General features: G+C 69.6%; 16 protein-coding genes and 1 pseudogene. 9 read left to right on the top strand and 8 right to left on the bottom strand.

Annotated features, from left to right (window positions below):
* Positions 1-376: 376 nt before the first annotated feature.
* A complete protein-coding gene (locus tag OG331_RS03275; RefSeq protein WP_406191392.1) occupies positions 377-3,031 on the bottom strand; it encodes an ATP-binding protein in 2,655 nt (884 codons plus the stop codon).
* Positions 3,032-3,137: 106 nt separating this feature from the next.
* Between OG331_RS03275 and OG331_RS03280 the strand changes: the two genes are divergently transcribed.
* Both OG331_RS03280 and OG331_RS03285 read left to right on the top strand, forming a co-directional pair.
* Positions 3,138-5,948 (top strand): AAA family ATPase, encoded by a 2,811-nt coding sequence (locus OG331_RS03280; RefSeq protein WP_406191394.1) that lies wholly within the window; start codon positions 3,138-3,140, stop codon positions 5,946-5,948.
* Positions 5,949-6,054: 106 nt separating this feature from the next.
* Positions 6,055-6,483 carry a zinc ribbon domain-containing protein gene (locus OG331_RS03285; protein WP_406209666.1) on the top strand — a complete coding sequence of 143 codons (429 nt, stop codon included), beginning with the start codon at positions 6,055-6,057 and terminating at the stop codon, positions 6,481-6,483.
* Here the strand turns inward: OG331_RS03285 and OG331_RS03290 are convergent.
* The gene (locus OG331_RS03290; RefSeq protein ID WP_406191396.1) at positions 6,469-7,512 is read right to left on the bottom strand and encodes a GlxA family transcriptional regulator; all 1,044 of its coding nucleotides are present in this window, start codon (positions 7,510-7,512) and stop codon (positions 6,469-6,471) included. The genes OG331_RS03285 and OG331_RS03290 overlap by 15 nt on opposite strands.
* 132 nt (positions 7,513-7,644) lie before the next feature.
* Between OG331_RS03290 and OG331_RS03295 the strand changes: the two genes are divergently transcribed.
* Both OG331_RS03295 and OG331_RS03300 read left to right on the top strand, forming a co-directional pair.
* Positions 7,645-8,568, top strand: a complete 924-nt coding sequence (locus OG331_RS03295; protein WP_406191398.1) for an NADP-dependent oxidoreductase — start codon at positions 7,645-7,647, stop codon at positions 8,566-8,568.
* Between the two features lie 330 nt (positions 8,569-8,898).
* Complete coding sequence (locus OG331_RS03300) at positions 8,899-9,198, top strand: reverse transcriptase domain-containing protein (protein WP_406209669.1); 300 nt, start codon at positions 8,899-8,901, stop codon at positions 9,196-9,198.
* A 29-nt stretch (positions 9,199-9,227) separates the two neighbouring features.
* On the opposite strand, the gene OG331_RS03305 is transcribed toward OG331_RS03300, so the two are convergent.
* From OG331_RS03305 to OG331_RS03315, 3 genes and pseudogenes are all read right to left on the bottom strand, one after another.
* The gene (locus OG331_RS03305) at positions 9,228-9,932 is read right to left on the bottom strand and encodes a L,D-transpeptidase family protein (protein WP_406191399.1); all 705 of its coding nucleotides are present in this window, start codon (positions 9,930-9,932) and stop codon (positions 9,228-9,230) included.
* Between the two features lie 706 nt (positions 9,933-10,638).
* A pseudogene (locus OG331_RS03310) lies at positions 10,639-11,001 on the bottom strand (VapC toxin family PIN domain ribonuclease).
* Positions 10,998-11,162: a type II toxin-antitoxin system VapB family antitoxin gene (locus tag OG331_RS03315; protein WP_406191401.1), complete on the bottom strand. Its 165-nt coding sequence runs from the start codon at positions 11,160-11,162 to the stop codon at positions 10,998-11,000. The pseudogene OG331_RS03310 and the gene OG331_RS03315 overlap by 4 nt, the downstream one beginning before the upstream one ends.
* 155 nt (positions 11,163-11,317) lie before the next feature.
* On the opposite strand from OG331_RS03315, the gene OG331_RS03320 reads away from it, so the two are divergent.
* The 4 genes from OG331_RS03320 to OG331_RS03335 are packed head-to-tail and all read left to right on the top strand — an operon-like array spanning position 11,318 to position 19,534.
* Complete coding sequence (locus OG331_RS03320; protein ID WP_406191403.1) at positions 11,318-12,928, top strand: TIGR02677 family protein; 1,611 nt, start codon at positions 11,318-11,320, stop codon at positions 12,926-12,928.
* Positions 12,925-14,151 carry a TIGR02678 family protein gene (locus tag OG331_RS03325; RefSeq protein WP_406191405.1) on the top strand — a complete coding sequence of 409 codons (1,227 nt, stop codon included), beginning with the start codon at positions 12,925-12,927 and terminating at the stop codon, positions 14,149-14,151. Before OG331_RS03320 ends, OG331_RS03325 begins: the two co-directional genes overlap by 4 nt.
* Positions 14,148-18,257, top strand: coding sequence for a TIGR02680 family protein (locus OG331_RS03330; protein ID WP_406191407.1), 4,110 nt, complete (start codon positions 14,148-14,150; stop codon positions 18,255-18,257). The genes OG331_RS03325 and OG331_RS03330 overlap by 4 nt, the downstream gene beginning before the upstream one ends.
* Entirely contained in the window at positions 18,254-19,534 is a 1,281-nt protein-coding gene (locus OG331_RS03335; protein ID WP_406191409.1) for a TIGR02679 family protein, read from the top strand. Before OG331_RS03330 ends, OG331_RS03335 begins: the two co-directional genes overlap by 4 nt.
* A gap of 488 nt (positions 19,535-20,022) precedes the next feature.
* On the opposite strand, the gene OG331_RS03340 is transcribed toward OG331_RS03335, so the two are convergent.
* A complete protein-coding gene (locus tag OG331_RS03340) occupies positions 20,023-21,015 on the bottom strand; it encodes a DUF3048 domain-containing protein (RefSeq protein ID WP_406191411.1) in 993 nt (330 codons plus the stop codon).
* Positions 21,016-21,922: 907 nt separating this feature from the next.
* On the opposite strand from OG331_RS03340, the gene OG331_RS03345 reads away from it, so the two are divergent.
* Positions 21,923-22,369, top strand: a complete 447-nt coding sequence (locus tag OG331_RS03345) for a DUF402 domain-containing protein (RefSeq protein ID WP_406191413.1) — start codon at positions 21,923-21,925, stop codon at positions 22,367-22,369.
* A gap of 693 nt (positions 22,370-23,062) precedes the next feature.
* Here the strand turns inward: OG331_RS03345 and OG331_RS03350 are convergent.
* Together OG331_RS03350 and OG331_RS03355 are read right to left on the bottom strand one after the other, a co-directional pair.
* Positions 23,063-23,266: a cold-shock protein gene (locus OG331_RS03350; RefSeq protein ID WP_406191415.1), complete on the bottom strand. Its 204-nt coding sequence runs from the start codon at positions 23,264-23,266 to the stop codon at positions 23,063-23,065.
* Positions 23,267-23,595: 329 nt separating this feature from the next.
* Entirely contained in the window at positions 23,596-25,674 is a 2,079-nt protein-coding gene (locus OG331_RS03355; RefSeq protein ID WP_406191417.1) for an N-acetylmuramoyl-L-alanine amidase, read from the bottom strand.
* Positions 25,675-25,988: the final 314 nt, after the last annotated feature.

Consider the following 25,988-nt stretch of genomic DNA (forward strand, 5'->3'; position numbering starts at 1 on the left):
TGAATGTCCTGTTCGGTCCCTGTCCCTGCCGGCACAGCTGCACCGCACCCTGGCCGACGGTTGCCGAATTGGGAGCATCATCATCGGCTTTCCCCGTGCAATGCCTCTCATCCGGATGTCTCGAACGGTGTCGCAGGCCACCAGCCGGAGACGGACGAAAGACGCACGTCAGCGACGCCAGCGCCATCCACGGCCTGGACATCGGTAGGGCGACAGACGCCATGAAGTCCAAGCCGTCGAGCAGTCGCTGCACCCCGGCGATCCGGCCGCCGCAGCGCGGTGATCAGCTTGCCGAACCGTTGCACTCTCAGCTCGGCGAAGGGGACGTCCAGCACGGCTCCAACGCCGGCATCCCACCACCCACAGCAAGATCGTCTCATCCTTGACCAGCAGCCCATACAGGCTCGGTCGTCGGGTCGGCCGGCCGGCCGCTGCGGATCTGCCCGGTGAGCGCTGGTGCGGCGCAGCGCTGCGCGAGGGTGAGGGCTTCTGCGGTGGCCTGGGACGCTTCTGTTTGCCGTCCGGCGGCCGCCAGGGCGGCGGCGTAGTCTGCCAGGGCCTTGGCGTACTCCAGCCGTGCCGGGGAGGGCTGGAGCCTGAGCACAGCCGCATCGAGATACTTCAGGCCGTCTGCCGCAGAAGTCTGCAGCAGTCCCAGGGTGCGCAACGCCCGGCCCCAGGCACGTGGTGCGCTCCAGTTGCGTGCCTGTCGTAGTTCTTCGTAGGCGAGGTCCAGCGCCTCGTCGGTGCGGCCCAGCGCGTGCAGGCACCATGCCGCTTCCGACATCCACGGCAGCAGCGCCGGGTTCGTTCCTCCGGCCGCGGTGAAGGACTGGCCCGCTGCGAGGGCCGCTTCCAGTGCCTGATCGGTGTGACCGCCCAGGCGCAGCAATCGGGCCCGGCTGCACTGCACGTGGTAGGTCAGGTCTGTCACGGGGGCAGGTTCTGCCTGGGCGCAGGCCAGGGCTGTTTCGGCCTGTTCGAGGAGGCCCCTTTCCAGCAGGGTGTCCGCCCACACAGGGCTCAGGACGTTCCGCAGCAGTGAGGCGGAGGCTGCCTGTGCTGCCGAAGCCGCCTGCTGTGCGTCGGTCTCGGCTTGGGCCAGGTTGCCGTGGGCCAGACCGGCCATGGCGCGATAGGTCAGCGTGATTGCCTCACTGGTCAGTGACTCTGTCCGGTGCGCATGAGCGAGTGCTCGGTCCAGGCTGGCGAGGACTGCGTCCTGGTCGCCGCTGATGAGGACCAGCCAGCCCAGGGCCAGTGCGACCTCGCCGCCGGGCAAGTCGGCCAGTTCGTCGCAGGACGGTCCGTGCAGCGCGTGCAGGGCCCGGCTGACTGCTCGCGGGTCACCAAGGACTGCGTCGTGGCCGGCCACCACGCAGTCCAGGGCCGTTCCGCCCGGCGGGAAGCGTGTAGCACGCGAGCGGACCTCGGCGATCTGCCGCAGAGTGGCACGGCGCAGCGTGGGCTGACTGGGATCGTATAGGGGCAGGGACAGCACACAAGCCTGAATCTGCTGGAACAAGCTGGTGTCCTCGGCCACCTCAGCCAGCGCATGCTGCCACACCTCCATGGCCTCCTGGCTGCGCTGTTGCATCAGCAGAGCTTCTCCCAGGGCCAGTGCTGCCTCGGCGCGCGGCCGGGCGTGCGTGGCGGCTGTGTACGCCTGGTCCAGGTCGTCGGCCGCCGCTGCAGCATCGTTTAGCAGGCAGCTGCGGCCTAGGTCGTACAGGATGGACGCGCGCTGCTCTTCATCCGGGGGTTCAGCCACGCAGCGTCGCAGGTACACCGTGGCGGCTTCCGGTGAGCCCCGGGCCCAGGCCAGCTCTGCGGCTTGGAGAAGCCGGTGAACGGTCTCGAAGCCGCCGCCCGGCAGCGTTCGTAGAAGGTGGACGGCCGCCTCTTCCGGCTGCCCGTCGGCACGCAGAAGCGCGGCTGCGCGTCCGTGTGCCGCGCTGCTCTCGTCGGCCGGGACGGCGTCGTAGACGGCGGCATGCACCAGCGGATGGACGAAGCGGACATCGCCACCAGGTGTGGGGTCCAGGATGCGGTCGGCGCGCCGGAGTTCCTCCATGGCCTGCTGTGCAGCATCCAGCGGCATGTCCGCCAGGCGGGCGGCCTGGGCCAGGGAGGGGCTCGGACCGAGAACTGCGGCCGCCCGGGTGAGGCTGCCGCTGTCCTTTGGCAGCTGCTCGAGCGCTGTCCGCACCCGGTCCTGCACTGTCTGTGCGTTGACGGGGGCCAGGCGGGCGACCGTGTCGGCGCTGGGCGCAGCCTGTTCCCGGGCCAGAAGGCGCAGCAGTTCGCCGAGGAAAAGGGGATTGCCTGCGGTGGCACTGTGGCAGGTGTGCAGGAAGGAGGGGTCCGGCGGGGGCGAGCCGGAGCAGGCGGAGGACGCTTCTACGATGGTGGCGATGGTCTGCGGGCCGAGCGATGACAGCCGCAGCAGGTGACAGCGCCGGTCGGCGGTGATCGTGTTCAGCAGGGCCGGCGCATCCTCGTCGTTGTCGTCGAGCGCCGCTATCACGCAACAGCGTTGGCGTTCGATCAACGGCAGTAGGTGAAACAGGAACTTCACTGAGGCGGTATCCGCCCACTGAAGGTCGTCGACGACGAAGACCAGCGGCTTGTCCTTGCACAGCTCGAATGTCAGCGCCAGCAGGCTCTCGGTCACTCCTTCCTCGGCTTGCGGCAGTGCTGCCGAGTCGGTCACGTCCTGCAGCGCCCGGCTGGCTGCGGGTGACATCCTGCACTGCCGTTGTGAGGCGCTGAGCTGCGTGACCAGGGGCTGAAGCAGTTGGCGCATCACGGCGAAGGGCAGGTGCTGGTGAAGGCTGTCCGCTCGGGCCACCGCCACGTCGCAGTCCGCAGCCGCCATACGTCCGGCCTCGGTGAGGAGTCTGGTCTTACCGATCCCGGCGGGGCCCATCGCCACGATGACCTGGCCCCTGCCTGACCGTGCGCGGGCGAGGCCCGACTGCAGCGCGTCGAGTTCCGCGGTCCTTTCGTAGAGCTCCTCGGCGGAGGTCATCTCCCCAGTATGCGCATCGGCGTAGCAGTGACGAGTGCAGCGCGGACGCCGTCACCCATAACACGACGTCGCGCGCGGGTGTGCTCTGGGCGGATAATTCGGAGATATGGCGGGCGAAGAGGTCTCCACAGTTGCCGGAGAGCTGCTGGCGTCGGAGGCCGGCGGCTTCATCGGCCGCGTGCCTCAGCTGGAGCAGCTGCAGGCATGCGTGTCCGAGGTGCGCGGCGGTGCGTCATGGACCGTGGTCATCGAGGGCGAAGCCGGCATGGGTAAGACCATGCTTGTCCAGCGTCTGATGAGCAGCCTCGATGATTTCGATGTCCTGTGGGCGTCGTGCGATCCGATGGAGCAGGATCTGGCGTTCGGGGTGGTGGATCAGCTCGTGCGCCGGTTCCCGCCGCAGATGCTCACCAGTTCCGCGATGCTGGCGAAGGCAGCCTTCAGGGATGTTGCACCGGCCGAGGTGGGTGCGGAGCTGATCCGGATCCTCACGACGACTCAGGCGCATCGTCCGCTCGTGCTCGCGGTCGATGATGTGCAGTGGTCGGACACTGCTTCGAGGGTGGTCCTCGGTTTCCTGGAACGGCGTTTGTGGACGCAGCGGGTCCTCGTCCTTGTGACCGCCCGTACCGGTTCTGAGGCTCTCCCCGGCGGGGAGAGCGGGCAGTGGTGGCAGCGGGCGGCAACGAGTACTGATCACTATGTACGGATGTCTTTGACGGGAATGGACGAGGCGGAGACCAGCCAGATGGTGCCGGCCTCCGGTAGGGACTCGATCAGCCCCGCTGCCGTCAAGCGGCTCGTTGACTACACCGGCGGGCACCCGTTGTATCTTCGCTCTTTGTTGGCCGCGATCCCGGCCGGCGACCTCGCCGATCTGCACCGTCCTCTTGCGGCACCTGAATCACTGACCTCGACCACACGGCGCGCTGTGGACCGCCTCAAGCCCGACAGCGTCAGCCTCGTCGAGGCACTGGCGGTTCTCGGCAAGACCGTCCCGCTGCCGCTCGCCGCCCAGGTCGCAGGAGTGCCGGCATCCGCTGAGGCGCTGGAGCCCGCTTTGGAGGCGGGGCTTGTCCAGTGGTGGCCGCGAGAAGTCCCCGCCCGCGTACGGATCAAGCATGCGCTCCAGCAGGAAGCCATCTACCAGACGGTTTCCCCGCCCCGACGTCGGGCATTGCACTCGGCGGCCGCCTCACTGGTGGATGCGAACGCCGCCTGGCGGCATCGTGTGGCCGCCGCCGACCACACGGCCCCCGCCCTGGCAGTCGAACTCGACGCCGAGGCCGATCGCCTCGCCTCCCTGGGGCAGCTCTCCCGCTCGGCAACGCTGATTCTCTGGGCCGCGGAGCTGTCCGACAGCCGGGACGACCACGAACGCCGACTGCTCACCGGCGCCATCCGCCTTCTCCTGGCACGAGATTACCTCCGGTGTTTCGACCTGACCGATGCCGTCAGGTCGTGCACCGAGTCGCCCACTCGCACATGTGTCCTGGGCGGACTCGCCTACGCACAAGGCGATCTTCAGGAAGCACAGTGGCGCCTGACGGAAGCCCTCCGAGCAGCCGACACCCAGGGCCCGGTGCACATCGCGGAACTGGCCTGTGTCTGGCTGGGCACCATCTACACCCGCCAGCACCAGTGGGAGAAGGCCCTGCCCCTGGTGCTCCGCGCTGCGGGGCTGGACCTCCCCCAGCCGCGTGCGGTCAACTACGCGCGCCACTTGATGATCCTCGCATCCGACACGCTCGCCGAGACACGGCCCGCCCCCGACCGCCGAGCCTTTACCGACGGCGAGGAGAGCGCCCGCGCCGCACTTGCGGCCAGTCTGCTGCTGAACCCGCGCGGCATCCTCCGCGAGATGGCAAAGGAGCTCCATGCGGGGATGGAGGACCTCAAGACACTGGTACGCCGCCAGCGCGTCGGAGAGGTCCAGGAGATACAGGTCTCGGAGTACTTCACTCTCGCCGCGTTCCAGTACCTCACCGGCGTCTGGGACGACGCCTCCCTCACCGCGCAGCATGCGCTCACTCTGGCCACCTCCAGTGGACAGTTGTTTGATTTCGCCGCCGGTCACGCAATCGCTTCGATGGCTGCGGCCAGTCAAGGCAGGCGGGAGGTCGCCCTCGACCAACTGCAGGCCAGCGAGCAGGCAGCCGAGCGCACCCAGCTGCCGCTGGATCAGGTCTACCCGGTGCTGGCTCGCGTCATCCTCGGCCAGGCGCAGGGCGACCCCCACACGATGGACAAGGCTCTCAAGCATCTTCCCGCTCCCAGCAACGGCTGGCAGAGCTGGTGGCTGCCCCTCCAAGTGGAGGCATACACCGGAACCGGACGCCTGGACGAAGCGGCCGAAGCTCTTGGACGCCTGGAAGCAATCGCCGAGGACGTCGCCGGCCTGAAGGTGAGCGCCCGCTGGCTGAGCGGGGACCTGTCCATGGCCAAAGGCGACTCCGACACAGCATCGATGGCCTATCGCAGCGGGCTGGCACTGCCCGCCGACACCGACGAGATTCCCTTCCACCGAGCCCGACTGAATCACGCCTACGCCCGCCTGCTGCTCCCCACCGACCCGGCCACCGCTCAGCGCTGCTTCCACAGAGCACGGGAAACATACCTGACGATCGGCGCAACCCCCTTCACCGAGCGCGTCACCACGGAATCGGCCGGCTCACAGGCAACCCGTCCGCCGGAAGAAGAAACGGTCGACGCTCTGCTGGAGCCACTCACAGCACGCGAACGTGCAGTGGCCCGGCTGGTGGCCGAGGGAATGACGAACAAAGAGACCGCGCAAAACCTCTACGTCAGCCCCAAGACCGTCGAGTATCACCTCGGCCACATCTTCGAGAAACTGGGCCTCACGTCCCGCCGCCAGCTGCGCAGGGCTCTTGACCACCAAGTCAACAGCGGCGGTTGAATGCTCCGCAACCGGCGACTCGCCCGCCACGTCGCCGACGCCGGGTTCGGAAAAGATCCGCCGCCAACTGCTCTGCAAAGGCCGGCGCAACGCGTGTCCCACCATCGTGGCCGACCACTGGTACCCCAGCTCAAAAACCTGCTCGGACTGCGGCGCGACGAAAGCCAAACTGCCGCTGCACGTCCGAGTCTTCACCTGCGATCTCTGCAGCCTGGTCATCGACCGGGACGAGAACGCAGCCCGCAACCTGGCCGCCCTCGCAGCGGCCCGCACGACTGGTACCGGAGTGGCCGGAGACCAGGACACGCCCCGCGTGTCGAAACCCCGTGGAGCCGACCGTGAGACCCGTCGCCAACACCCCGGCCCAAACACCGGCCGGGGCGGACGGGCAGATGGCGCGAACCTGCCGCACCAGCAGCAAAAGGAAACGGGAGACCGCCGTCAGGACACCGAAGCACAACCCACGCAGTGGAGACACCGACACGGACCATCCAGACGGAAACATCTGGAAAGCCGAGAGTCACTGAGACTCTGAGCAACGGCTGAAGGCGCTTCGGTAGGCGGCCGGAGAGACGCCGAAGGCGGTTCTCAAGTGCGTACGCAGCGAGTTCGCGGAGCCGAAGCCGGCTCGGTGCGCGACCAGGTCGATCGGCAGGTCGGTGGTCTCCAACAACTGCTTGGCCAGTTCGAGGCGTTGTGCGGTGAGCCACTGCACCGGGGTCATGCCGGCCTCGTCGCGGAAGCGGCGGGTGAAGGAGCGCAGGCTCATGCGGGCGTGCTCGGCGAGCTGGGCGAGGGAGAGCGGCTCACCGAGGTGTTCCAGGGCCCAGGCGCGGGTGGCGGTGGTGCTGGCGACGGTCGGGTCGGGGACGGGGCGGTCGATGTACTGCGCCTGCCCGCCGTCCCGCCAGGGTGGTACGACGCACATCCGGGCGGCCCGGTTGGCGGCGGCCGCTCCGTGGTCGCGGCGGATCATGTGCAGGCACAGATCGACGCCGGCGGCCACGCCCGCGGAGGTCAGCACGTCGCCGTCGTCGACGAAGAGGACCTCCTCGTCGACCTTGACCTTGGGGTAGGCGCGGCGGAACTCGGGAGCCAGGTTCCAGTGCGTTGTGGCCGGCCGCCCGTCGAGCAGCCCTGCCGCGGCGAGCACGTAGGACCCGGAGCAGATGGACACCAGCCGGGCGCCGGACCGGATGCCGGCGATGGCCGCGGTGACCTCGGGAGGCAGGGGGCCGCCGCGGCCCAGCTCGGGCATGGCATGCGTGGGCGGGATGATCACGGTGTCCGCGGCGGCCAGGGCCTCAGGGCCGGCCGCGGGCTGCACCGTGAAGCCGGCGTCGCTGAGCACGGGGGCGCCGTCCGCCGTGCAGACGGTGACGTCGTACAGCGGGCGGCCTTCGTCGTCCACGACGCTGCCGAAGACCCGGGAGGGGATGCCGAGTTCGAACGGCGGCACCCCGGCCAGAGCGAGCACAGCGATGCGATGCCGCCGCGGCCTGCGGGGCGGCTTGTGCGCCTGATGCCACCCGTCCGGCGTCGATGCCTGCCCAGTTTCACTCATGGCCAGATCCTGTCACATGCTGGCCGGACGGCCAATACCACGAGGGATCGGGATAGCGCATCGTGGACCGCGTCGCGCCGGGGAACCTCCCCGCAGCGGGCCGATCGAGACGAAAGAACGAGGCTGACAGAGATGCGTGCGGTGGTCGTGGAGCAGTGGGGCGGACCGGAGAACCTCATCGAGCGCGAGGTCGAGCGGCCGGAGCCGGGGCTGAACGAGGTCCTGGTGCGGGTACACGCGGCCGGAGTCAACCCGGTGGACTGGAAGACCCGCGCCAGCGGAGCCCTCATCGAATGGGGCGCCGTACCCATGGTCGGCTGGGATGTGTCCGGCACCGTCGAGGCCGTCGGGCCCGGCGTAAGCATCTTCCGCCCCGGCGACGAGGTCTTCGGGATGCCCCTGTTCCCGCGCCAGGCAGGCGGCTACGCCGAGTACGTCGTGGCACCGGCCCGGCACCTCGCCCACAAACCGGCGGGCCTGACGCACGTGCAGGCGGCGGCGCTGCCGCTCGCCGCGCTGACCGCATGGCAGGCCCTGGTGGACGCGGCGGACGTGCGACCCGGCGAGCGGGTACTGGTCCACGCCGCAGCCGGCGGCGTCGGTCACCTCGCGGTGCAGATCGCCAAGGCCCGCGGCGCCCACGTCATCGGCACTGCCAGCGCCGCCAAGCACGACCTGGTGCGACAGCTGGGCGCGGACGAGGTGATCGACTACCGCTCGGTACGATTCGAGGACGCCGTAACCGACATCGACGTCGTCCTGGACGGACTCGGCGGTGAGACGGCCGAGCGCTCCCTGAAGGTCCTCCGCCACGGCGGCCGGCTGATCACCCTGCCTGGCCCGGACGACGTCCCCGCAACCCAGGACGGGGTGCGGGCCATGTGGGTCCTGGTCGAGCCGGACCACCTCGGCCTGCGCGAGATCGCCGCGCTCGTGGAGCAGGGCGCTGTGAAGCCAATCGTCGAGACGGTCCTGCCGCTGGCCCAGGCCGCCCAGGCCCACGAACTCGGCGAACAGGGCCGCACCACCGGCAAAATCGTCCTGACCGTCGCCTGAATCCACAGCCAACCCACACCAAGAAAAGCAAGCCCGAACGGCGTCACACCATCAACGACGTACTACGCAGTGGTCAGCGCACCTGCCTCCACGCTCCAGCACCGGGCCCGACAAAAACAACGGAGCCTGCTTTCAGGCCCGCCGATAGGCGGCGGCGTTGAGCCATTCCCCGCCGCCTCTGGCGGCGGGGACCAACTGCGCTGCGGCCCTGGTGAAGGCGTTCTTGAAGTCCGGGGTCATGCACCACGGCATCGCCAAGGACACCCTCACCGGCACTCCCCAGGGCGGAGAATCCTCTCCCCGCTGCTGGCCAACATCGCGCTCAGCGCGCTGGACGAACACTTCCACGCCCAGTGGCAGAGCCTGATGAGCCGCAAGTACCAACGGGAGAAGCGCCGCAAGACCGGCACAGGGAACTGGCGCCTGGTCCACTACGCGGACGACTTCGTCGTCCTGGTCAGCGGTCCGGCCCAGCGGGCCGAGGCCCTGCGCGAGCAGGTCGCCGACCTCCTGGCCCCGCTCGGACTGCGGCTCTCCGCAGAGAAGACCCGCGTGGTCCACATCGACCAAACGTGGCACGAGCAAGCGATACGTCTACACCCGGCCCTCCAGAGTTTGCCCAGCTCCTGACCGGGCTGAAGAAGCTCATTTAGGAACGGTCAGGTCCCGGGCTTGCGCCCGTAGACATACACGTCTTCCCCTTTCCTCAGCAGGTTCCAGTACGCCTTCGCGTCCGCCGTCCGCATGTTGACGCAGCCGCCCGAGCCGGGCGGGTTCCACATCGACTTGGTCGTCGAGTGGAAGGCCTGCCCGCCGTCGAAGAACTGCGCGTACGGCATCGACACGTGGTAGATCGTCGACCAGTGGTTGATGCTTCGCCAGTAGATCTTCTTCAGGCCGGTCCGGGTCTCGGTGCCGTCCTTGCCGGTCCGCACCGGCACCGGGCCGTACTTCAGCCTAGTGCCGTCCTGGATCCAGCTCAGCTGCCTGGTCAGATCCACACAGGCGATGCGGCCCTTGTTGGTCGGGCACTTGCCGGCCTTGTTGGGGTTGTTGCCCGCTGCCCGCTGGGCCAGCATCGTGCTCATCGTGCGCCAGCTAATCGGCCCGGCGTATCCCATCGTCGGCGTGATGCCGTGCTTGGCCTGGAACGCCTTGATCGCCTGGCAGTCTGTCGCGGACTGCCTTCCATCGACCCGGAGGCCGAGGAATTGCTCGACCTGCCGTTGGTACGGGCCGGTGCTCAAGTTGCACGAGGCGGCCTGCGCCGGGGCCGCGCTGAGCGCCAGCGGCACCACGATCCCCGTGATGCCGAGGGCGACACCGCCCCGTCTCCGCCAGCTCCTCGTCCTTGTACGTTCCACGGCCACCAACTCCCCTGAGTTTACAGAGCGGTTGCCCCACCATGGGACGCCTGCAGCAGTGCCTCAGTCGCGGCTCGCGGTCAGAGCCAGGCCCGCGACGAAAGCGGCGGCGGACAGGGGCGGGGCAGGACACATGCAAATCTCATGTAGGTTTTTGAGGCGGACCGGCAAGATCAAGAAGACCCAACTCGACTGCCTCCCAGTTGGCTCAGTGTGGCCCGCGCCTCCATGCCAAATGCCGTCCTTGAAGGCACGTGAGAGGGAAGCAGGGCCGGTAGCCATCAGCGCCCTATCGCTACTTGCCAAGCCCCGGGTTTGGTGGAGAGTGAGTTAGCTGGTTCTGGAGTGCTGCTGGGAGTTCGGGCGTGTAGTGGGCGGCTTCGAGCTCGGCGGGGGTGATGTGGCTGAATTCGCCATGGAGCCTTCGCTGGTTGAGCATCGTCCGGTCATCCAGCCGAGGCCGCCCCATCGACGTCCGGGGCAGCAACGGCCGCACGAAGTCCCACTCGGCATCGGTCAGTTCATGGCGACGTATCACCCGACCATGATCCACCAATCAAGATCACATTGACGACAGACCCTAGGGACCCAGCAGGCGTTCACCGAGTACCTCGCCGGCCTCCGGACAGAATTGAAACGCCGGCGCAAGCTGATGAACATCCTCGACCGGTACGGGCTGTGAAGGAGGTGCGGGCCCGGTGTCCGCTCACGGCGCTTCTCTGTCCCTGAGGTCGATGATGCGGATGGGCTGTCCGGTCGTGCGGGCGATCGTTTCGAAGTCGCGGTCGTCGTCGTGGTGGACGGGCCCGCACTGCGGTGCTCGCCCTTGGCGGTGAGCAGTTCCTGGACGACGCGCGTGCGTCGGTAGATGCCGTGGGGCATGGGGATCTGGTGTAGTGGGCGTTCAGCGTGCGCTTCACGTGCTCCCGGTCCGGCGCCGAGCGTGCTGAGTAGAGGACTTCCAGTTCGGTGATGTCGCACAGGCGACGAGTCCCGCAGCGATCTTGTCGTCCTACTCGGCCGTGGTCCGGCCGAGGGAGACACGGGCGAGCGCGGAGGTGTCGATCAGGTAGTCGGTTCGCGGGCTTCTCCAAGAGCGTGCAGCCGCCGGTAGCGGGCGGTGACCTCCCGCAGGGCGGTGTTGATTGTGTCGTGCTTGGTCGTGGTGCCGAGCTCCTTGGCGGCGGCCTCCAGCGCATCGTCGTCGAGATCGATCACGGTGCGGCTCATGGCACTCCCCTGTGCATACGGTGATGTTTCAATACATATGCTCCGATATGCATGGGTGGGGCTCTACGCGGAGGTACACGCACGTGGTTGACGCAGCGCAAGGGTTTGGCCTCGGTTGACGCGGCGGGGGTTTCATCGGGAAGAATGCCACGACGATGACGCCGCATTCTGCCGAGCCGGACAGCTCCAGGCCCACCGGACCCGCCGCGTCCGCACACACAGAGTCCGAGACTTCATACGCTCCCTTCGCCCACCTCACCGCACCCAACGCCGTCCTGTATCGCCAGGTGATGCACGTGTTCCTGACGGCAAAGGAGCGGTTCGCGGTGCATCTGCGACCCGAGGACGTGCACGCTGCGCTGGCGCCGGAGCATCGCCCCGCCGGCCCGGACGCCGTCGTCAAGGCGCTGACCGGCCTCGTCGGGTGGGGCAATCTGCGGGCGGATCCGGACACCTCCCGGGTCACCGCGGTCGAGGACTTCTACCGCAAACGGTTCATCTACCAGCTCACCCGGGCCGGCGAAGCCGCGGAGCAGGCGCTGTCCGTGTACGACGAGGCGCTGGGGCGGCGCGGAGCACTCCAGGCGGTGGCGTTGCACGACATCGTCACGCACCTGCGGGCGCTACTCGTGCTCGCCACGGAGGAAGAGCCGGACGCGGCCAAGGCGCATCTGGCGCTGTCCGCTCTGACGAGCCGGTTCGAGGCGCTGGCGGAGAACGCTCGGGCGTTCATGGGGTCGCTGCAGCGCACCATCGACCTGCACGGCGTCGAGGTGGACGTGTTCCTCGCCTACAAGGACCGGCTGATCCAGTACCTGGAACGGTTCATCCAGGATCTGATCACTCTGGGCGGGAGGATCGCCCTGCTCATCGGGGAACTGGAGGGCCAGGGCCGGGTGAGGCTGCTGCTGCGGCTGGCGGCCGTGCGGGAGGCCGCCGATGCCGCTCCGGACGAGGCGGACACCGCCGAAACGCAGGCGTACGAGCGGTGGGCGGGGCGCTGGGCCGGACTGGCCGCCTGGTTCGTGTCGGGGGACGGCCGCGAGTCCCAGGCCCGCCTGCTGCGCGGGCGCGCGCTCGGCGCGATCCCGCAACTGCTGGCAGTGGTGCGGCAGTTGAACGAGCGGCGGGCCGGACGCTCGGACCGGTCGGCGGACTTTCGCACTCTGGCCCGCTGGTTCGCCGAAGCCCCGGACGACGGGGCGCGGCATCGGCTGTGGCGCGCCGCCTTCGGCGTCTATTGCGCCCGTCACCTCACCGTCGACGCCGACACTCTCGCCGATCGCGCGGCGCGCCCCGTGGCGCCCTCCACCCTCTGGGCCGAGGCGGAACCGCTGCGGATCAGCCCGCAGCTGCGCCGTACCGGAAGCTACGAGCGGCGCGGCAAGCCCCGCAGAGTGCAGGACCGGTCCGAGCAGCGGCGGCAGCTGGCCGAGCTCGCCGAGAAGCAGGCGCAGGAGATCGCGGCAGCCCGCGCCCGGCTGGCTACGGACGGCATCACCTGTCTGTCCGCGCTCGGCGAGCTGGACCCGGTGACCTTTGGCTTGTTCCTCAGGCTGCTCGGCGATGCCCTGGCCAGCTGGCGGCCCGGCACGACCACGACCACGGCGGCCAGCAACGACGGCACGATGGAGATCCGCCTCACCGCCCTCGACGACGCGCCGTTGGCCGAGATCCGCACGCCGGGCGGCGTGTTCCTGGGCCCCGATCACACCGTCGAGATCACCGACCTCACGCAGCGCATCCCAGCGCGGGATACGCTGTGACCACATCCCTGGGTGAGGTGCTGGACAGCCGGCGCACCGCCGAGTTCCACAAGGCCGCCCGCGCCCTGCTGAAGGAGCCGCTGCTGCTCGCCCGCGGCCCTGGCACCGAGGCCTACCGCCTGGTGCGCCGGCACGCCGCCGAGCTGCGCGATTGGTTCGACCGCAACACCGGCTGGTCATTGCGGGTGGACGCGGAGTCCGCCCGGTTGCGCAGGACGCCCGGCACCCTGGCCGACGCGACCCACCCGGCGCGCGAGGCGTCCCGCGCCGGTGTGCCGTTCACCCGCCGCCGCTATGTCCTGCTGTGCCTGGCGCTGGCCGCACTGGAACGCGGGGAGGCCCAGATCGCGCTCGGCCGCCTCGCCGAACAGGTGGTGCTCGACGCCGCCGATCCGCACCTGGTCGCCGCCGGTGTGGAGTTCACACTGGAGCGGCGCGAGGAGCGCCTGGACCTCGCCGCCGTCGTACGGCTGCTGCTGCGGTACGGGGTGCTGCGCCGGGTGGCCGGGGACGAGGACGCCTACGTCAGCGGGGCCGGCGACGTGCTCTACGACGTGGAGCGCCGCGTCCTGGCCGGGCTGCTTGCCGCCCGCCACGGCCCGTCACTGATCGACGCGGACAGCTTCGAGGAGCGGCTGGACGCACTCACCGCGGAGAGCGCCCTGGACAGCGACGAGCTGCGGTTCCGCGCGATCCGCCACAAACTCACCCGCCTCCTCCTCGACGACCCCGTGCTGTACTACGACGAACTCACCGACGACGAGCTGGCCTACCTGACCCGCCAGCGCGCCTTCCTCACCGCACGCATCAGCGAACTGACCGGCCTGGTGCCCGAGGTGCGGGCCGAGGGCATCGCCATGGTCGACCCCCATGACGACCTCACCGACGTACGCATGCCCGAACAAGGTACCCACGGGCACGTCACCCTGCTGCTCGCCGAGCACCTCGCCGCCGCGGACGGCGAGGTCAGCCGGGGTGAACTGGAGCGCCGAGTGCGGGAACTGGCCGCGATCCACGGCGCGTTCTGGTCCAAGAGCGCCAAGCAGCCGGGCACGGAGGGGGAACTGGTCGAGCAGGCGCTGGCCAAACTGACCGGGCTCGGCCTGGTGAGGCGCACGCCCGCCGGCGTGGCCGCACTGCCCGCGCTCGCCCGGTACGCGGTCGGCGAGACCATCGTCGTGGACCCTGCACACCGCACCCAGCGAAAGGCACAGCAACCGTGACGGCCCTGCCCCAGCCCGTGCCCGGCCGGTGGCGGCCGCTGCGCATCGGCCTGGTCGACCTCTTCTACTACGACACCGAGGAGTTCTGGTTCCGCGACGGCCGCCTGCTGCTGCGCGGCAACAATGGCACCGGCAAGTCCAAGGTGCTCGCCCTCACGCTCCCGTTCCTGCTGGACGGCGACCTGTCGCCGCGTCGGGTGGAGCCCGACGCCGACCCGGGCAAGCGCATGGAGTGGAACCTGCTGCTGGGCGGGGAACACCCCCACCCCGAGCGACTCGGCTACACCTGGATCGAGTTCGGCCGCATCGAGGAGGACACCGGGCGCGCCCGCTTCCGCACCCTGGTCTGCGGGCTGAAGGCCGTGGCGGGCCGCGGCATCGCCCGCCACTGGTACGCCGTCACCGACCAGCGGATCGGCCAGGAGCTGAGCCTGCTCGACGCGACCGGCACCGCCCTGTCGCGGGACCGGCTCGTGGAGGCTCTCGCCGGTCACGGCATGGTGTACGACACGGCCACGGCGTACCGCCGCGCGGTCGACGAGGCTCTGTTCGGCCTCGGCGAGCGACGCTACGCCGCCCTGGTCGACCTGCTCATCCAGCTGCGCCAGCCACAGCTGTCGAAACGGCCCAACGAGGCCGCCCTGTCCCGCGCTCTGACCGAGGCGCTGCCGCCGATGGACCAGGCCGTGATCGCCGACGTGGCGGAGGCGTTCCGCTCCCTGGACGAGGAGAAGGAGGAGCTGCGGGCGGCGGGCGAGGCCGAGCGGGCCGCCTCCGCCTTCCTGGACCACTACCGGCGCTACGCCCGCGTGGCCGCACGCCGCCGCGCCCGGCTGCCCCGCAGCGAACACGCCCGCTACGAGCAACTGCACCGCGACCTGGCCCAGGCCCGGGCCCAGCGGGAGCAGGCCGAGACGGACCGGGAGGCTGCGGCCGGACGGATCACGGAGCTGGAGGAGAGGGCCACGCGGCTGAAGGCGCAGCAGGCCGCCCTGCGCGAGGGTCCCGAGATGCGCAGTGCCCGGGAGCTGGAACAGGCGGCGGCCGAGGCACGCCGCACCGCCGAGGAGCTGAGGCGAGCCGAGACCGACCGCCAGGACGCGGCCCAGGTGCACACCCGAGCCCTGGGCCGCGTCGGTACGGCCGAGCAGCGCGGTGCGGCGGCCGAGGAACGCGTCGCCGACCTGGCCGAGCGCGCCCGGGACACGGCTGCGGCGGCCCGCCTCGACGGCACGCCGCGCACCGACGGGGCGTCGGAGACCGAACTGCGGCGTGCCGCCGAGGAGGTGGTGGCCCGCAGGCGGCGCACCGTCGAGCACGTGGCGGAGCTGGCGGACCGCGCCGATCGGACGGCCGCCGAGCGGCGTGCCGCCGCCCGCCGCCTGGACGAGGCCGACACCGAGGCCGGCCACACCGCGCGGCGGCAGGCCGAGGGGGAAGAAGCCGCCGATACGGCGGGCACGGACCTCGTCGCCCGCGTCCGCGCCCACTTGGACGCCTGCGACGAACTCGCCGTACCCGATCCCGCCGGGCTGCTCGACGCGCTGCAGGACTGGGTGACCCACTGCCAAGGCCCCTATCCGGCACGGGAGACAGCCGGTCAGGGCCATCGCGCACGAGCGGCGCATCTGGCCGACCGGGCAGCCGTCCTCGGACAGGAACTGGTCGGCCTTGAGGCCCGGCGCGCCGAGGCCGAGCGGGAGCTGGCCGAGCTGGAGGCGGGCGGCCAGCGCGGGCCGGCGCAGCCGCACACCCGTACCCCTGGGCTGCGCGAGCAGGTCCCGGGCGCGGCCCTGTGGCGGCTGGTCGAGTTCCGGGACCATGTCCCTGCCGGTGAACGGGCGGGTCTGGAGTCCGCGTTGGAGGCGTCCGGGCTCCTGGACGCCTGGGTGTGCCCGGACGGTACCGCCCTGCACGCGGACGGGCACGACGTCCTAATCTCGCCCGCCGACCCGCTCGCCGGGCACACGCTCGCCGACGTGCTCCGCCCGGCCGTGGACCACGGCGACCCCCAGGCCGCGGCGGTGAGCGAGCATACCGTCGCCCACCTCCTCGCCGGTGTGGGCCTCGGCTCGGGCGGTGACACCTGGGTAAGCGCGGACGGCCGTTTCCGCGTCGGCGCGCTGACCGGCACCTGGTCGAAGCAGGTCGCCGTGTACGTCGGCGAGGGCGCCCGCGAGGAGGCCCGCCGCGTCCGGATCACCGCCCTGCACGACGAACTCGCCGCGTACGCCGGGGACATGGCACGCCTCGGCGCCGAACGTGCCGCGGTCGTCCGGCGCCGCACCACCCTGGACACCGAACTGACCGGCGTCCCCGACGACGCCGCCCTGCGCCACGCGCACGCCCTCGCCGCCGCGGCCTCGGACACCGCGCACCGGGCCCGGGCCCGCCGCGACGAACACGCCGCCGAACTCGCCGATGCTTCCCGGCAGGAGGCCGAGGCCGCCACCGAACTCGCCGACACCGCCGCCGCGGTGAACCTGCCCACAGGCCGGGCGGACCTCGCCACCGTCCGCCAGGCCCTGGCCGACCACACCGCTGTCCTCGCCGGGCTGTGGCCCGCGCTGCGCGAGCGGGCCGACGCGGCACGGGCCCTGGCCGACGAGCGCACGGAAGCCCGGCGGACCGAGGAGAAGGTCACCGAGCTGGCCCAACGCGCCGAGGAGACGGCCCGGATCGCGACGGCCGCCGACGAGCGCCACGCCACCCTGCGTTCCACCGTCGGCACCGCTGTCGCAGAGCTGGAGCGGCGCCTTGCCGACACAGCCGACGCGCTCACCGTGTGCGACCGCGAGCAGCGCCGCGCACGTGAGGACCACACGGCCGCAGACCGGCGCGCCCACCTGGCACTCGGCCACATCGAACGCCTGGAAGTGGACGTCCGCGAGGCCACCGAGGCCCGCGCCGAGGCCATCGCCGCACTCCAGCGGTTCGCGGCCACCGGGCTGCTCGCCGTCGCCCTGCCCGAGGCGGCCGTGCCCGACCCGGCCGCCGGGCCCTGGGCCGCCACCCCGGCCATCGCGCTCGCCCGCGCGGTCGAGAGCGACCTGTCCGGCACCGACGACTCCGACGGCGCCTGGGAGCGCGTGCAAAAACGGCTCAGCGAGGAGTACAAGAAGCTCCAGGACGCTCTCTCCCGGGGCGGTCACAGCGCCTCGGCCCGGATGGCAGAGGACGGCATGGTCGTCGAGATCGTCTATCAGGGACGTACGCGTGCTGTCCCCGACCTCGCCGAGGCCCTCGCCGTGGAAGTCGCCGAGCTGACCCGCATCCTGTCCGCGCACGAGCGGGAGATCCTCGAAACCCACCTGCTGACCGAGGTCGCCGGCACCCTGCAGGAGCTGATCGGCGCCGCGGAGCGCCAGGTACAGGCCATGAACGCCGAACTGAAGGAGCGGCCCACCTCCACCGGCATGAGACTGCGGCTCCTGTGGCGCCCCTCCCGCAGGGCGCCGGCCGGGCTGACGCAGGCCCGCGAGCGGCTGCGCCAGTCCGCCGACGCCTGGACGGCCGAGGACCGGGCCGCGGTCGGCGAGTTCCTGCAGGCCGAGATCGCCCGCCGCCAGGCCGACGACACCGCGGGCAGCTGGCTGGAGGTGCTCACCGCGGCCCTCGACTACCGCGCCTGGCACGAGTTCGGCATCGAACGGCACCAGCACGGCAAATGGGTTCCCGCCACAGGGCCCGCCTCCGGCGGCGAGCGCGTCCTGGCCGTGAGCGTGCCGCTGTTCGCCGCGGCCTCCTCGCACTACGCCACGGCCGGGTCCGATGCTCCGCGGCTGGTCACCCTGGATGAGGCGTTCGCCGGGGTCGACGACGACTCCCGCGCCAAGTGCCTTGGCCTGCTGCACGCCTTCGACCTGGACGTGGTGATGACCTCCGAACGCGAATGGGCCTGCTACCCGCAGGTGCCCGGTATCGCCATCGCCCAGCTCTCCCGCGTTGACGAGATCCCGGCCGTCCTGGTGACCCGCTGGGAGTGGGACGGGACCTCACGGGTCAGGGACAGCGAACCGGGTCGCCTGACAGGCGGCATCCCTGCGCAGACCGGTCCGCGGGCAACGCCGGACATGGCCGAAACCGAGGACACGCTGTGGACATGAGCGAGCGGGCGGACACGAGCGAGCTCGGGGACACCCACCGACAGCCCACGGCACCCGTCGACCGCGACCGCCTGACCCGGCTGCTCGGCGGGCCCGACCTCGCCTGGCTGATCGACCGCATACGCCGCCGCATGGCGCGGGACGAACCCCTCACCGGCCCGGTCTCCCTGAGCGCCCCCACCGCCGGCCAGCGGGCCGCCGCCGAACGGCTGCTGGGTCGCACCCCGGGCGCCGGACGTGCGCTGAGCGTTCGTCTCGACGCCGTGGACGCCGTCCTGCGCCGCTCCCTCATCAGCCCCGACGGCCTGGCAGCAGCCGTCACCGCCCTCACAGGACCTGTCGCCCGGCTGGCCGACGTACGCGAGCGGGAGGAGCACGCCTGGCGGGACGCGTACACCCCGCTCGACGAGCTCACCCGCACCGGCAGGCCCGAACTGGCCGACTGGACCGAGCGGATCGTCTCAGACGGCCTCGTACGCCGGCTCGCCCGCACTCCGCAAGCGGCGAAGCGCCTGCTGGAGGACACCGCCAAGGCATTGCGTCGGCTGCCGGCCAAGCCCGCCGTGTCCCTGCCCGCCTTCGCCGCCGCCGCCTTCGGCGACGCGCACGCCCTCGACAACGGCACCCCGCTCGCCACCCTCGTCCTGTCCGGTGCCCGCTCCCTGACCGGCTTCCCGGACGGCAGCGGCTCCGAGTGGCGCCGCGAGGCTTGGGCATCGGCCGGGCTCCTCAAGGACGCCCTGTCCTCCACCGTCCTGACCCTGGGCCTGCGCGGCTCCCCCGCCCTCGACTGGTCGGCCGACGAGGGCGAACCGGCAGTCCTGACGCTACGGCAGCTCACCCGGTACCCGCCGCGCACGGCACCCCCTGTCGTCCGCGTCTGCGAGAACCCGGCCGTCCTGGCCACCGCGGCCGACACCCTGGGCGCCGCCTGCCCGCCGCTAGTTTGCCTCCAGGGCCAGCCCTCGGCTGCTGCCCTCACCCTGCTGCGCCACCTGCACGCCCACGGAACCACGCTGCGTTACCACGGCGACTTCGACTGGGGCGGCCTGCGTATCGCCTCGGCCTTGCTGCGCCGCGTCCCCTGGCACCCCTGGCGCTATACGGCCGCCGACTACCGCACCGCGGTCGCTGCCACCCCACTGGCCTCGCCCCTGACGGGCACACCGACCACCGCCGCGTGGGACCCGGATCTGCCCGCGACCCTTACCGGACTCGGCGTGCGCATCGAGGAGGAGACGGTACTCGACGACCTGCTGGCCGACCTCGGCCCGTGAGCGGGGGCCGGCCACGGCGCCGTAACCGTCTCCCGTGCGGCGATCCCGCAGGGCGAACACGGCGTTCGTGGTCGAGCCCCAGGCCATGCTCTCGTTGGCGAACGAGCCTTGCCTTTTCGTACTTCGGGCTGCGGACACACGCCTTGGCGTCCTTCCTGCTGATGTCCACACCGGCGCAGCGTTCGTGCAGCACGTCCCCGGCCCCGCTCCCTCCCCTCAGCGCCACACCGACCTGCGAGGGAACCGGCCAGTCGGGACAGGGCGACCTTCGGTGGGCAACTGCAACAGGAGGTAGACGTGATCGCGCTCGCCATTGAACTCAACCAACACCGGACGCCGGCCAGACAGCCGCGCTTCTCGAAACCCTGCACGCGGTCAACGACGCCGCGAACTGGGTGTCCAGTGTGGCGTTCACGCGGGATGTTCCGGCACAGTACGAGCCACGCAAGCACACCTACGCCGAGCTGAGCCGGCCCTTCAGGGCCGGGTCACGTTGACGCCCCTGCGAGCACCACCCACACCTGCCCCTCGGCGAAGTTGATCTGCTTGCCGTCCTTCGTCGTGAACCGGGTGCCGTCCTCGGCGGCCGGGCGGGACCAGGTGACGTCGAAGGCTTTGCCGTCACGCAGGACTTTCGCCCGGCCGGTGCCGACCGTCTCCGTGTAGGGCGTGTTGTTGCCGAGGAAATCATGCAACTCGGACTTGCGGATCTTCACGTACTGCACGACGACCGTTGCAGGGGTCAGTCGCCCGGCATCGGTCGTGGTGGCGCTCGTGCCGTCCGTCGCCACCAGCCAGCGGCCGTGGCTCGCGGACCAGGTGAAGGTGAAGCGGGTCAAGGGAAAGTTCACGGTCTCGGAGGTGTCCGCCTTGCCCCCCGCGGGAGCGGCGCCGTAGGTGAAGCCCGTGTTCAGGGTCGTGGTGCCGGGTGCCTTGGGCCTCAGCTTGTCGGGGCGCAGATACAGGTTGTGCGGGGCGGGGCGATCCGTTCCGCGGTAGTAAGCGCCCGAGGTCCTGCCCGGCGGCTCGGCCCGCAGCGGCGCGGCGTCGATCAGGGGGATCAGCTTGCGCTGCGCCCCGGAGTAGGCGAGCGTCGGCTCGTCGAACTGGCGCAGCAGTTCCAGGTCGCTCTCGCGGGCGCTGCGCACCGGGCCGATTGCCTTCGGCAGCTTGCTCGCATACACCGCCATCAGCCGGCTCAGGCCGCCCTCGACCTGCTCGACGTAGATGATGTCCGCGCTATTCAGGCCGGTGTGCGGCCGGGCGCGGGGAGCGTTGTCGATCTTCACGGCGAGCACGGGCCCTGTGGCTGTCGGACTCGGTGCAGGTTGCTGGCGCGAGACCCGCCCGCTGTCCGAGGGGCCCCGCCCGTCGGACGGCAAACTCCCGGATGTGCAGCCCGCGGCCAGGGAGGCAGACATCAACGCTGTCAGCAACGCTGCCGTTCCACTGCCGCGCCTCGTGCGCACCCTGCGTCCCATACCCACCTCGCCAATCCGGCCGATTACCGCCCCCGATTGTGCGGTTATCAGAACATCGATGGACATACCTCATAGGGCAGGACACCGTGCACTTCCCGGAGGCCGTGCGCATCGATCGGGGTGCTGCGACCGCAGCCGGCGGGTGCGGGGCGGCCGGCGAACAGGCCCCACAGCCGCCTCGACGTCCTCACTGTCTTCGACGAAGGCAAGGCCGATCCGCCGGGACCTGATCGACGTCAACTACGACCAGTCATCTCGTAAGCCGACCGCGATCCGCACCGGTACCGCCTCCGCCAAGGCGATCCTCTCCCGCTCCCCCAGGCAGCTGTGAAATGCGGGGCTTGAGTCATACGTCCCTGCCACCCCGTCGGGGGTGTCCGGACGGAGGAGACCGCCCAGCAGCCAGCTGGGCTCTACCTCCAAGCCCGTCCATTGGGGCCGGGTCAAGTTGACAGTCAACCGGCCCCGAGCCACGGGTGACTGGCCGGGCAAGGCGACCTCGAGACGATCCGACCGATCAGCTCTTTCGTAGGACCATCAACGCAGGTCACCAAGCGTGAGGCCGGTTCACCTACGGAAAGTACTCCCGGCCGGCCCTGGACCAATCGGGCATTCAAACGATCCCTTTCTGGTGTCCGTCAGTCCCCAGTGCGGGATGCCAGATAATCCGCATGATGACTTCATGGCGTGTGAACTTCCGCGATTCGAGTCCGGCGCGACGGCTGTCCATCGGAATGTCCTGCGTTCGCGAATATGGACAGCGAAACCCACTCGGGTCATTCGGGATGACGGCTCCTCCCTTCAGCTGGCACTGTGGCCTGGCATCAGGACGCTTGCGCCGACGACGCTTATCGCAGCGCGCACTGGTCCGTGTATCGGAGGCGAGCGAGGGCTGAGAGACTTGGCTGTGGGTTCCTGGGAGTTGGACTCCTGGGTGTGGCAGGGGAATGCACTTGCCAGCTACTACGAGGCCGGCGAGTATTTCAGCGTCCACTTGCATCGTGATGCTGCCGGTGAACCGGTCCACTGGTACGTCAATTTTGAACAGCCCTTTCAGCGGACTCCCATCGGGATCGACACTTTTGATCTGTTCGTTGATCTTGTCGTTACGCCAGACCTGTCGTCCTACTCCTGGAAGGACGAGGACGAGTATGCGCACGCTCGCCGCCTGGGGCTGGTCAACCAGGAACTTCATCAACACATCGGTCTGGCACGCGAACGAGCGCTGGAACTGCTCAGGAGGCGGATCGGGCCCTTCACGGGCAACTGGCCGAACTGGACCATGTCGCCCTCCTGGGAGTTGCCGAAGCTGCCGCTCGGCACCGACTCTGCTGTTGGCACCAAAGCCGCATGAGCCGTTCGGTATCAGTTCGATGAAAAGATGACGCCGATAACGTCAGCGCGCCTGCAGCCACACGCAGCGACGAGAAACAGGATTCCTTCTTGGCACAGCAAATGGCGTGGTCATGCACAACAGAGCAGAGAAGAGTGGAGAGGCGCCAGATGACGGGCGGTTGCCGAATGGCAGCAGACTCCCACATGCGAGAGCACCGGAGACCGCCTCGTCCTGGCGCATGACAGCCGTGGTCATGTCTCCATGTGCGCGGTTGTGGACGGGGCGACTGGGGCTGTGAGCGCAGCGAAGGCGTGATGGGCTTGTGGAAGGATGTGCAGCCGCAAGGGGAAATGACTGCGGCGGCCTTCGGGGTCTTCGTCGTCTTCGTCGTCTTCGTCGTCTTCGAGGATGAGGCCAGGTTCGCGATGAGACCGTCGCGTGCCCGCACTTGGGCCGGATTCGTCCCCGCCGTCCGAGACATTGCTCGAAGCTACGGGGCCTGGGGCGGGCACGGAGTGAGAGACCTCATCGCGGTCCAGTCGGCCGAAATGACGGCGGGCAGGCGGGGCAGGAGCAGAGATCCAATGAGCCGAACCATCGCCACCCGGCATCCCGCAATGATTGCGGTATTCCGTCATGGCACACGGATACCGCGGCGCGTCCAGGCGATGGTGACGGGTCCAGGTTTGGGCATCGGTAGGATGTCAGGCGTCATACAGGGGTGACATTCTCGGCCTGCGGCCCCTTCTGGCCTTGTACGACATCGAAGCTGACTTTCTGGCCCTCATACAGCTCCCGGTACCCGTGACCGGCGATGGCCGAGTAGTGAACGAATAGGTCGGGACTGCCGCTGTCCTGCTGAATGAAGCCGAACCCTTTTGCTGCGTTGAACCACTTCACCGTGCCGGTAGGCATGTCGTTCTCCTGACGTCAATGATCGAGCAGCACAGCACTGTGCCATATAAATGATCCACGAGACCGCTTGCCACCCCGGAAATCAGGGCCGCGGCACACGGAAATGGAGAGCACGGAGCGACGCGGTCGCCAGCATCTCTACGACCTGGCGCGGATCGGCCACGTCTTCGCCGCCACCGCACTCAACCTCATCCGCATCGACCGATAGCTGACCGGCACCCCACTCGGCGGCACCCGCACCTCCCGCCTCGAAGCCCTGATGCTCGCGGCCTGACCACCGAATCACGCATTCGTCAGCAGAGTCATAAACACCGGAGCACTGACCAAGATCAAAGGTAGACAAGGCCGTCCGTCGTGATGGTGGGCCGTCCGCTGGTGCCGACCACGACGATCTTGACGGTGTGCCTGGCGCTGGTCGGCCAGGTCTTGGTCCAGATGGCCTGGCGGTACAGGGTCGTTGAGGACTTCAGGTCGACCGTGGAGACCTTCACGCCGTCGACGTAGACGTACGCCTGGCCGTAGTTGGAGGCGCGGGAGACCACCCAGGAGGCGGAGCGGCCGGTGAACGTCCAGGTGAGGGCTGCACCCTTCGAACGGCTGGAGTACGACTTGCCGCCGAGGTAGCTCGTGGAGGAGCGGACGGTCCAGCTGCCGGACCTGGCCGCCGAGGCCTCCTGGAGTATCACCGGGGTGGCGGAGGCGGAGGCGGTGCGGTAGTTGCCGGCGTAGTCGTATGCCTGCAGGGACCAGGTGGTGGTCGTGCCTGAGGTGGCGGTGTGGCTGGAGGCGGTGGCGGTTGCGTTGAAGGTGGTGGCCGCCGGGGAGAGCAGCTTGGTGTACCGAAGCGCCTTGTCGTCGGTCGCTTTCCAGCCGAGGGTGACTGGGACGGCTGTGGTGTTGACGGTTCCGGTGCGCAGGGAGAGCTTCGGCTTGGCCGTGAATGCCGGTGGCGTGGTGTCCGTGACCAGGGTGAGCGGCGCGGTGGTCGTCGTTTTGCCCGACTGGTGCGTGGCGCGTACGGCCACCGTGTGGCTGCCCGCGGGCAGGGTGATGCTCGTCGCCGTGTCAGCACCGGAGGTCTTGGACACGGTGGTGCCGTCCACCAGCGCCTCGAAGCTCTTGATCAGCGAGGATGGTGTGGTGGCCGACCAGCGCACGGTGACCGTGCCCTTCGTGTAGTACGTCGAGCCAGAGATGGTTGCGCCGCTGAGTGAGGTGACCTTCAGGTTCTGCACCGGGCCGGCCGCCCAGGTGCGGATCGTCGGCAGACTGGCGTACAGGGAGTTGCCCGGGCACTGGGTGTTGTAGCCGTCACGGTGGGCCGGAATGCGCGGGAAGGTGTACTTCGTGCCCGCAGTGAAGCTCTTGCCGAAGTAGTTCGTCTGGGTCGCACCGGCCGTGAGACTCACCGTGCCGGCCGGGTCCGCGCCGTGCAGGCCGAGTTTCCAGGCCGCCACCCGCGAGACCGAGGCGAGCGCGGCGTCGGTAGCGCCGGCAGAGGTGTGCCGGCCGAGGACCGCGATGCCAGCGGACTCACGGTTGAAGCCGTAGGTGTGGGCACCCAGCACCGGCTTGTCGATGCCGCCCTTGCGGCCCTCGAAGATCGTGCCGCACTTGTCGACGAGGAAGTGGTAGCCGATGTCGTTCCACTTGTTGACCTGCGTGTGGTACGCGTAGATGCCGCGCACGATGGAGGCCGATTCGGTGCAGGAGTAGTCGTTGGCGCCGTCGGTGTGGTGGACGAACACTGCCTTCACGTCCGCGTTGTACTCCGACGGGTCCGGACTGAGCGACTCATCCGCACCCCAGCCGGCGCGGGAAGTGACGGGCGGCTGGGAAACGGTGGACTCCTCCGTGGCGGACGTCTGGGAGGCGGTCCTCTCGGCGGCAAACGCAGCCGGCTCCGGCTTGCTCACCTTCGCCTCGACGTCAGTGACCACACCCGGATCGACCAGGTTGACCTCGAGTCCCTTGGGCAGGGCAGCCGTCGTGCCGTCCTCGTGGACAACCTGGGCCTGAATACCGTCGGACGAACCGACCCACAGCGGCGCGGACGCCCCGCGCATCTCCGCGTCCGGCTTCTCTGCCCGGGAGGCATCCACCTCAAGGTCGTGCCACGCGCTCCACACGCCGCTCTGCAGACTGCGGGTGCGTACCTGCGCCGTGCCGTCGAGCGGCTTGACGGCCCCGGTCCAGGAGACGCCGACGAGCGAGAACTGCGTGGTCTCCGTGCGCGGCAGCTCCCGCTTGCCGGTCGTGGGTCCTTTCAGCGCGAGGTCGTAGACCTTCACCGGCCGCTTTTCGACGCCCTGGGCGCTGAGTCCCTCGGCCGGGCCGGCCAGGGCGTGCGACGCCATGCCGCTACTCCCCATGACCACCGCGCCGAGCAGCATCAGCGCACGACGCATACGTCGCGTCCTACGACTCAATGGGATCCCACCTCAACGCAGGGCCGTAAGGCTCAAATGAAAGGTCAGAGAAGCGATGAGGCACACCTTCGGTGCGCCGGATCCACACCGTATGGGCTTCCGGCATCGAGCTGACTCTTCGCATCCCATGACGGCCCTAAAGTCAGCAGCCGCTGCCCGATCCGGCTGCCTGTCGGACACCGATCGCGGCCACAGCGGCATCGCCCATGCGGATCTGGCATGCGCCTGCGCACCGCTGCGGCCAATCCCCGTCTTCGAAGTGCTCACGCAGCCGCTCGGGATGCGAGCCGCAG

Source organism: Streptomyces sp. NBC_01017, from assembly GCF_045162795.1.
Lineage (GTDB): Bacteria > Actinomycetota > Actinomycetes > Streptomycetales > Streptomycetaceae > Streptomyces > Streptomyces machairae.

Excerpts from the sequence above, each read along its gene's own strand:
- OG331_RS03355 (WP_406191417.1), bottom strand. The coding sequence starts at position 25,674 with ATGCGTCGTGCGCTGATGCTGCTCGGCGCGGTGGTCATGGGGAGTAGC.
- OG331_RS03290 (WP_406191396.1), bottom strand. The coding sequence starts at position 7,512 with ATGAGTGAAACTGGGCAGGCATCGACGCCGGACGGGTGGCATCAGGCG.
- OG331_RS03350 (WP_406191415.1), bottom strand. The coding sequence starts at position 23,266 with ATGCCTACCGGCACGGTGAAGTGGTTCAACGCAGCAAAAGGGTTCGGC.
- OG331_RS03295 (WP_406191398.1), top strand. The coding sequence starts at position 7,645 with ATGCGTGCGGTGGTCGTGGAGCAGTGGGGCGGACCGGAGAACCTCATC.
- OG331_RS03340 (WP_406191411.1), bottom strand. The coding sequence starts at position 21,015 with ATGGGACGCAGGGTGCGCACGAGGCGCGGCAGTGGAACGGCAGCGTTG.
- OG331_RS03275 (WP_406191392.1), bottom strand. The coding sequence starts at position 3,031 with ATGACCTCCGCCGAGGAGCTCTACGAAAGGACCGCGGAACTCGACGCG.
- OG331_RS03280 (WP_406191394.1), top strand. The coding sequence starts at position 3,138 with ATGGCGGGCGAAGAGGTCTCCACAGTTGCCGGAGAGCTGCTGGCGTCG.
- OG331_RS03335 (WP_406191409.1), top strand. The coding sequence starts at position 18,254 with ATGAGCGAGCGGGCGGACACGAGCGAGCTCGGGGACACCCACCGACAG.
- OG331_RS03320 (WP_406191403.1), top strand. The coding sequence starts at position 11,318 with ATGACGCCGCATTCTGCCGAGCCGGACAGCTCCAGGCCCACCGGACCC.
- OG331_RS03315 (WP_406191401.1), bottom strand. The coding sequence starts at position 11,162 with ATGAGCCGCACCGTGATCGATCTCGACGACGATGCGCTGGAGGCCGCC.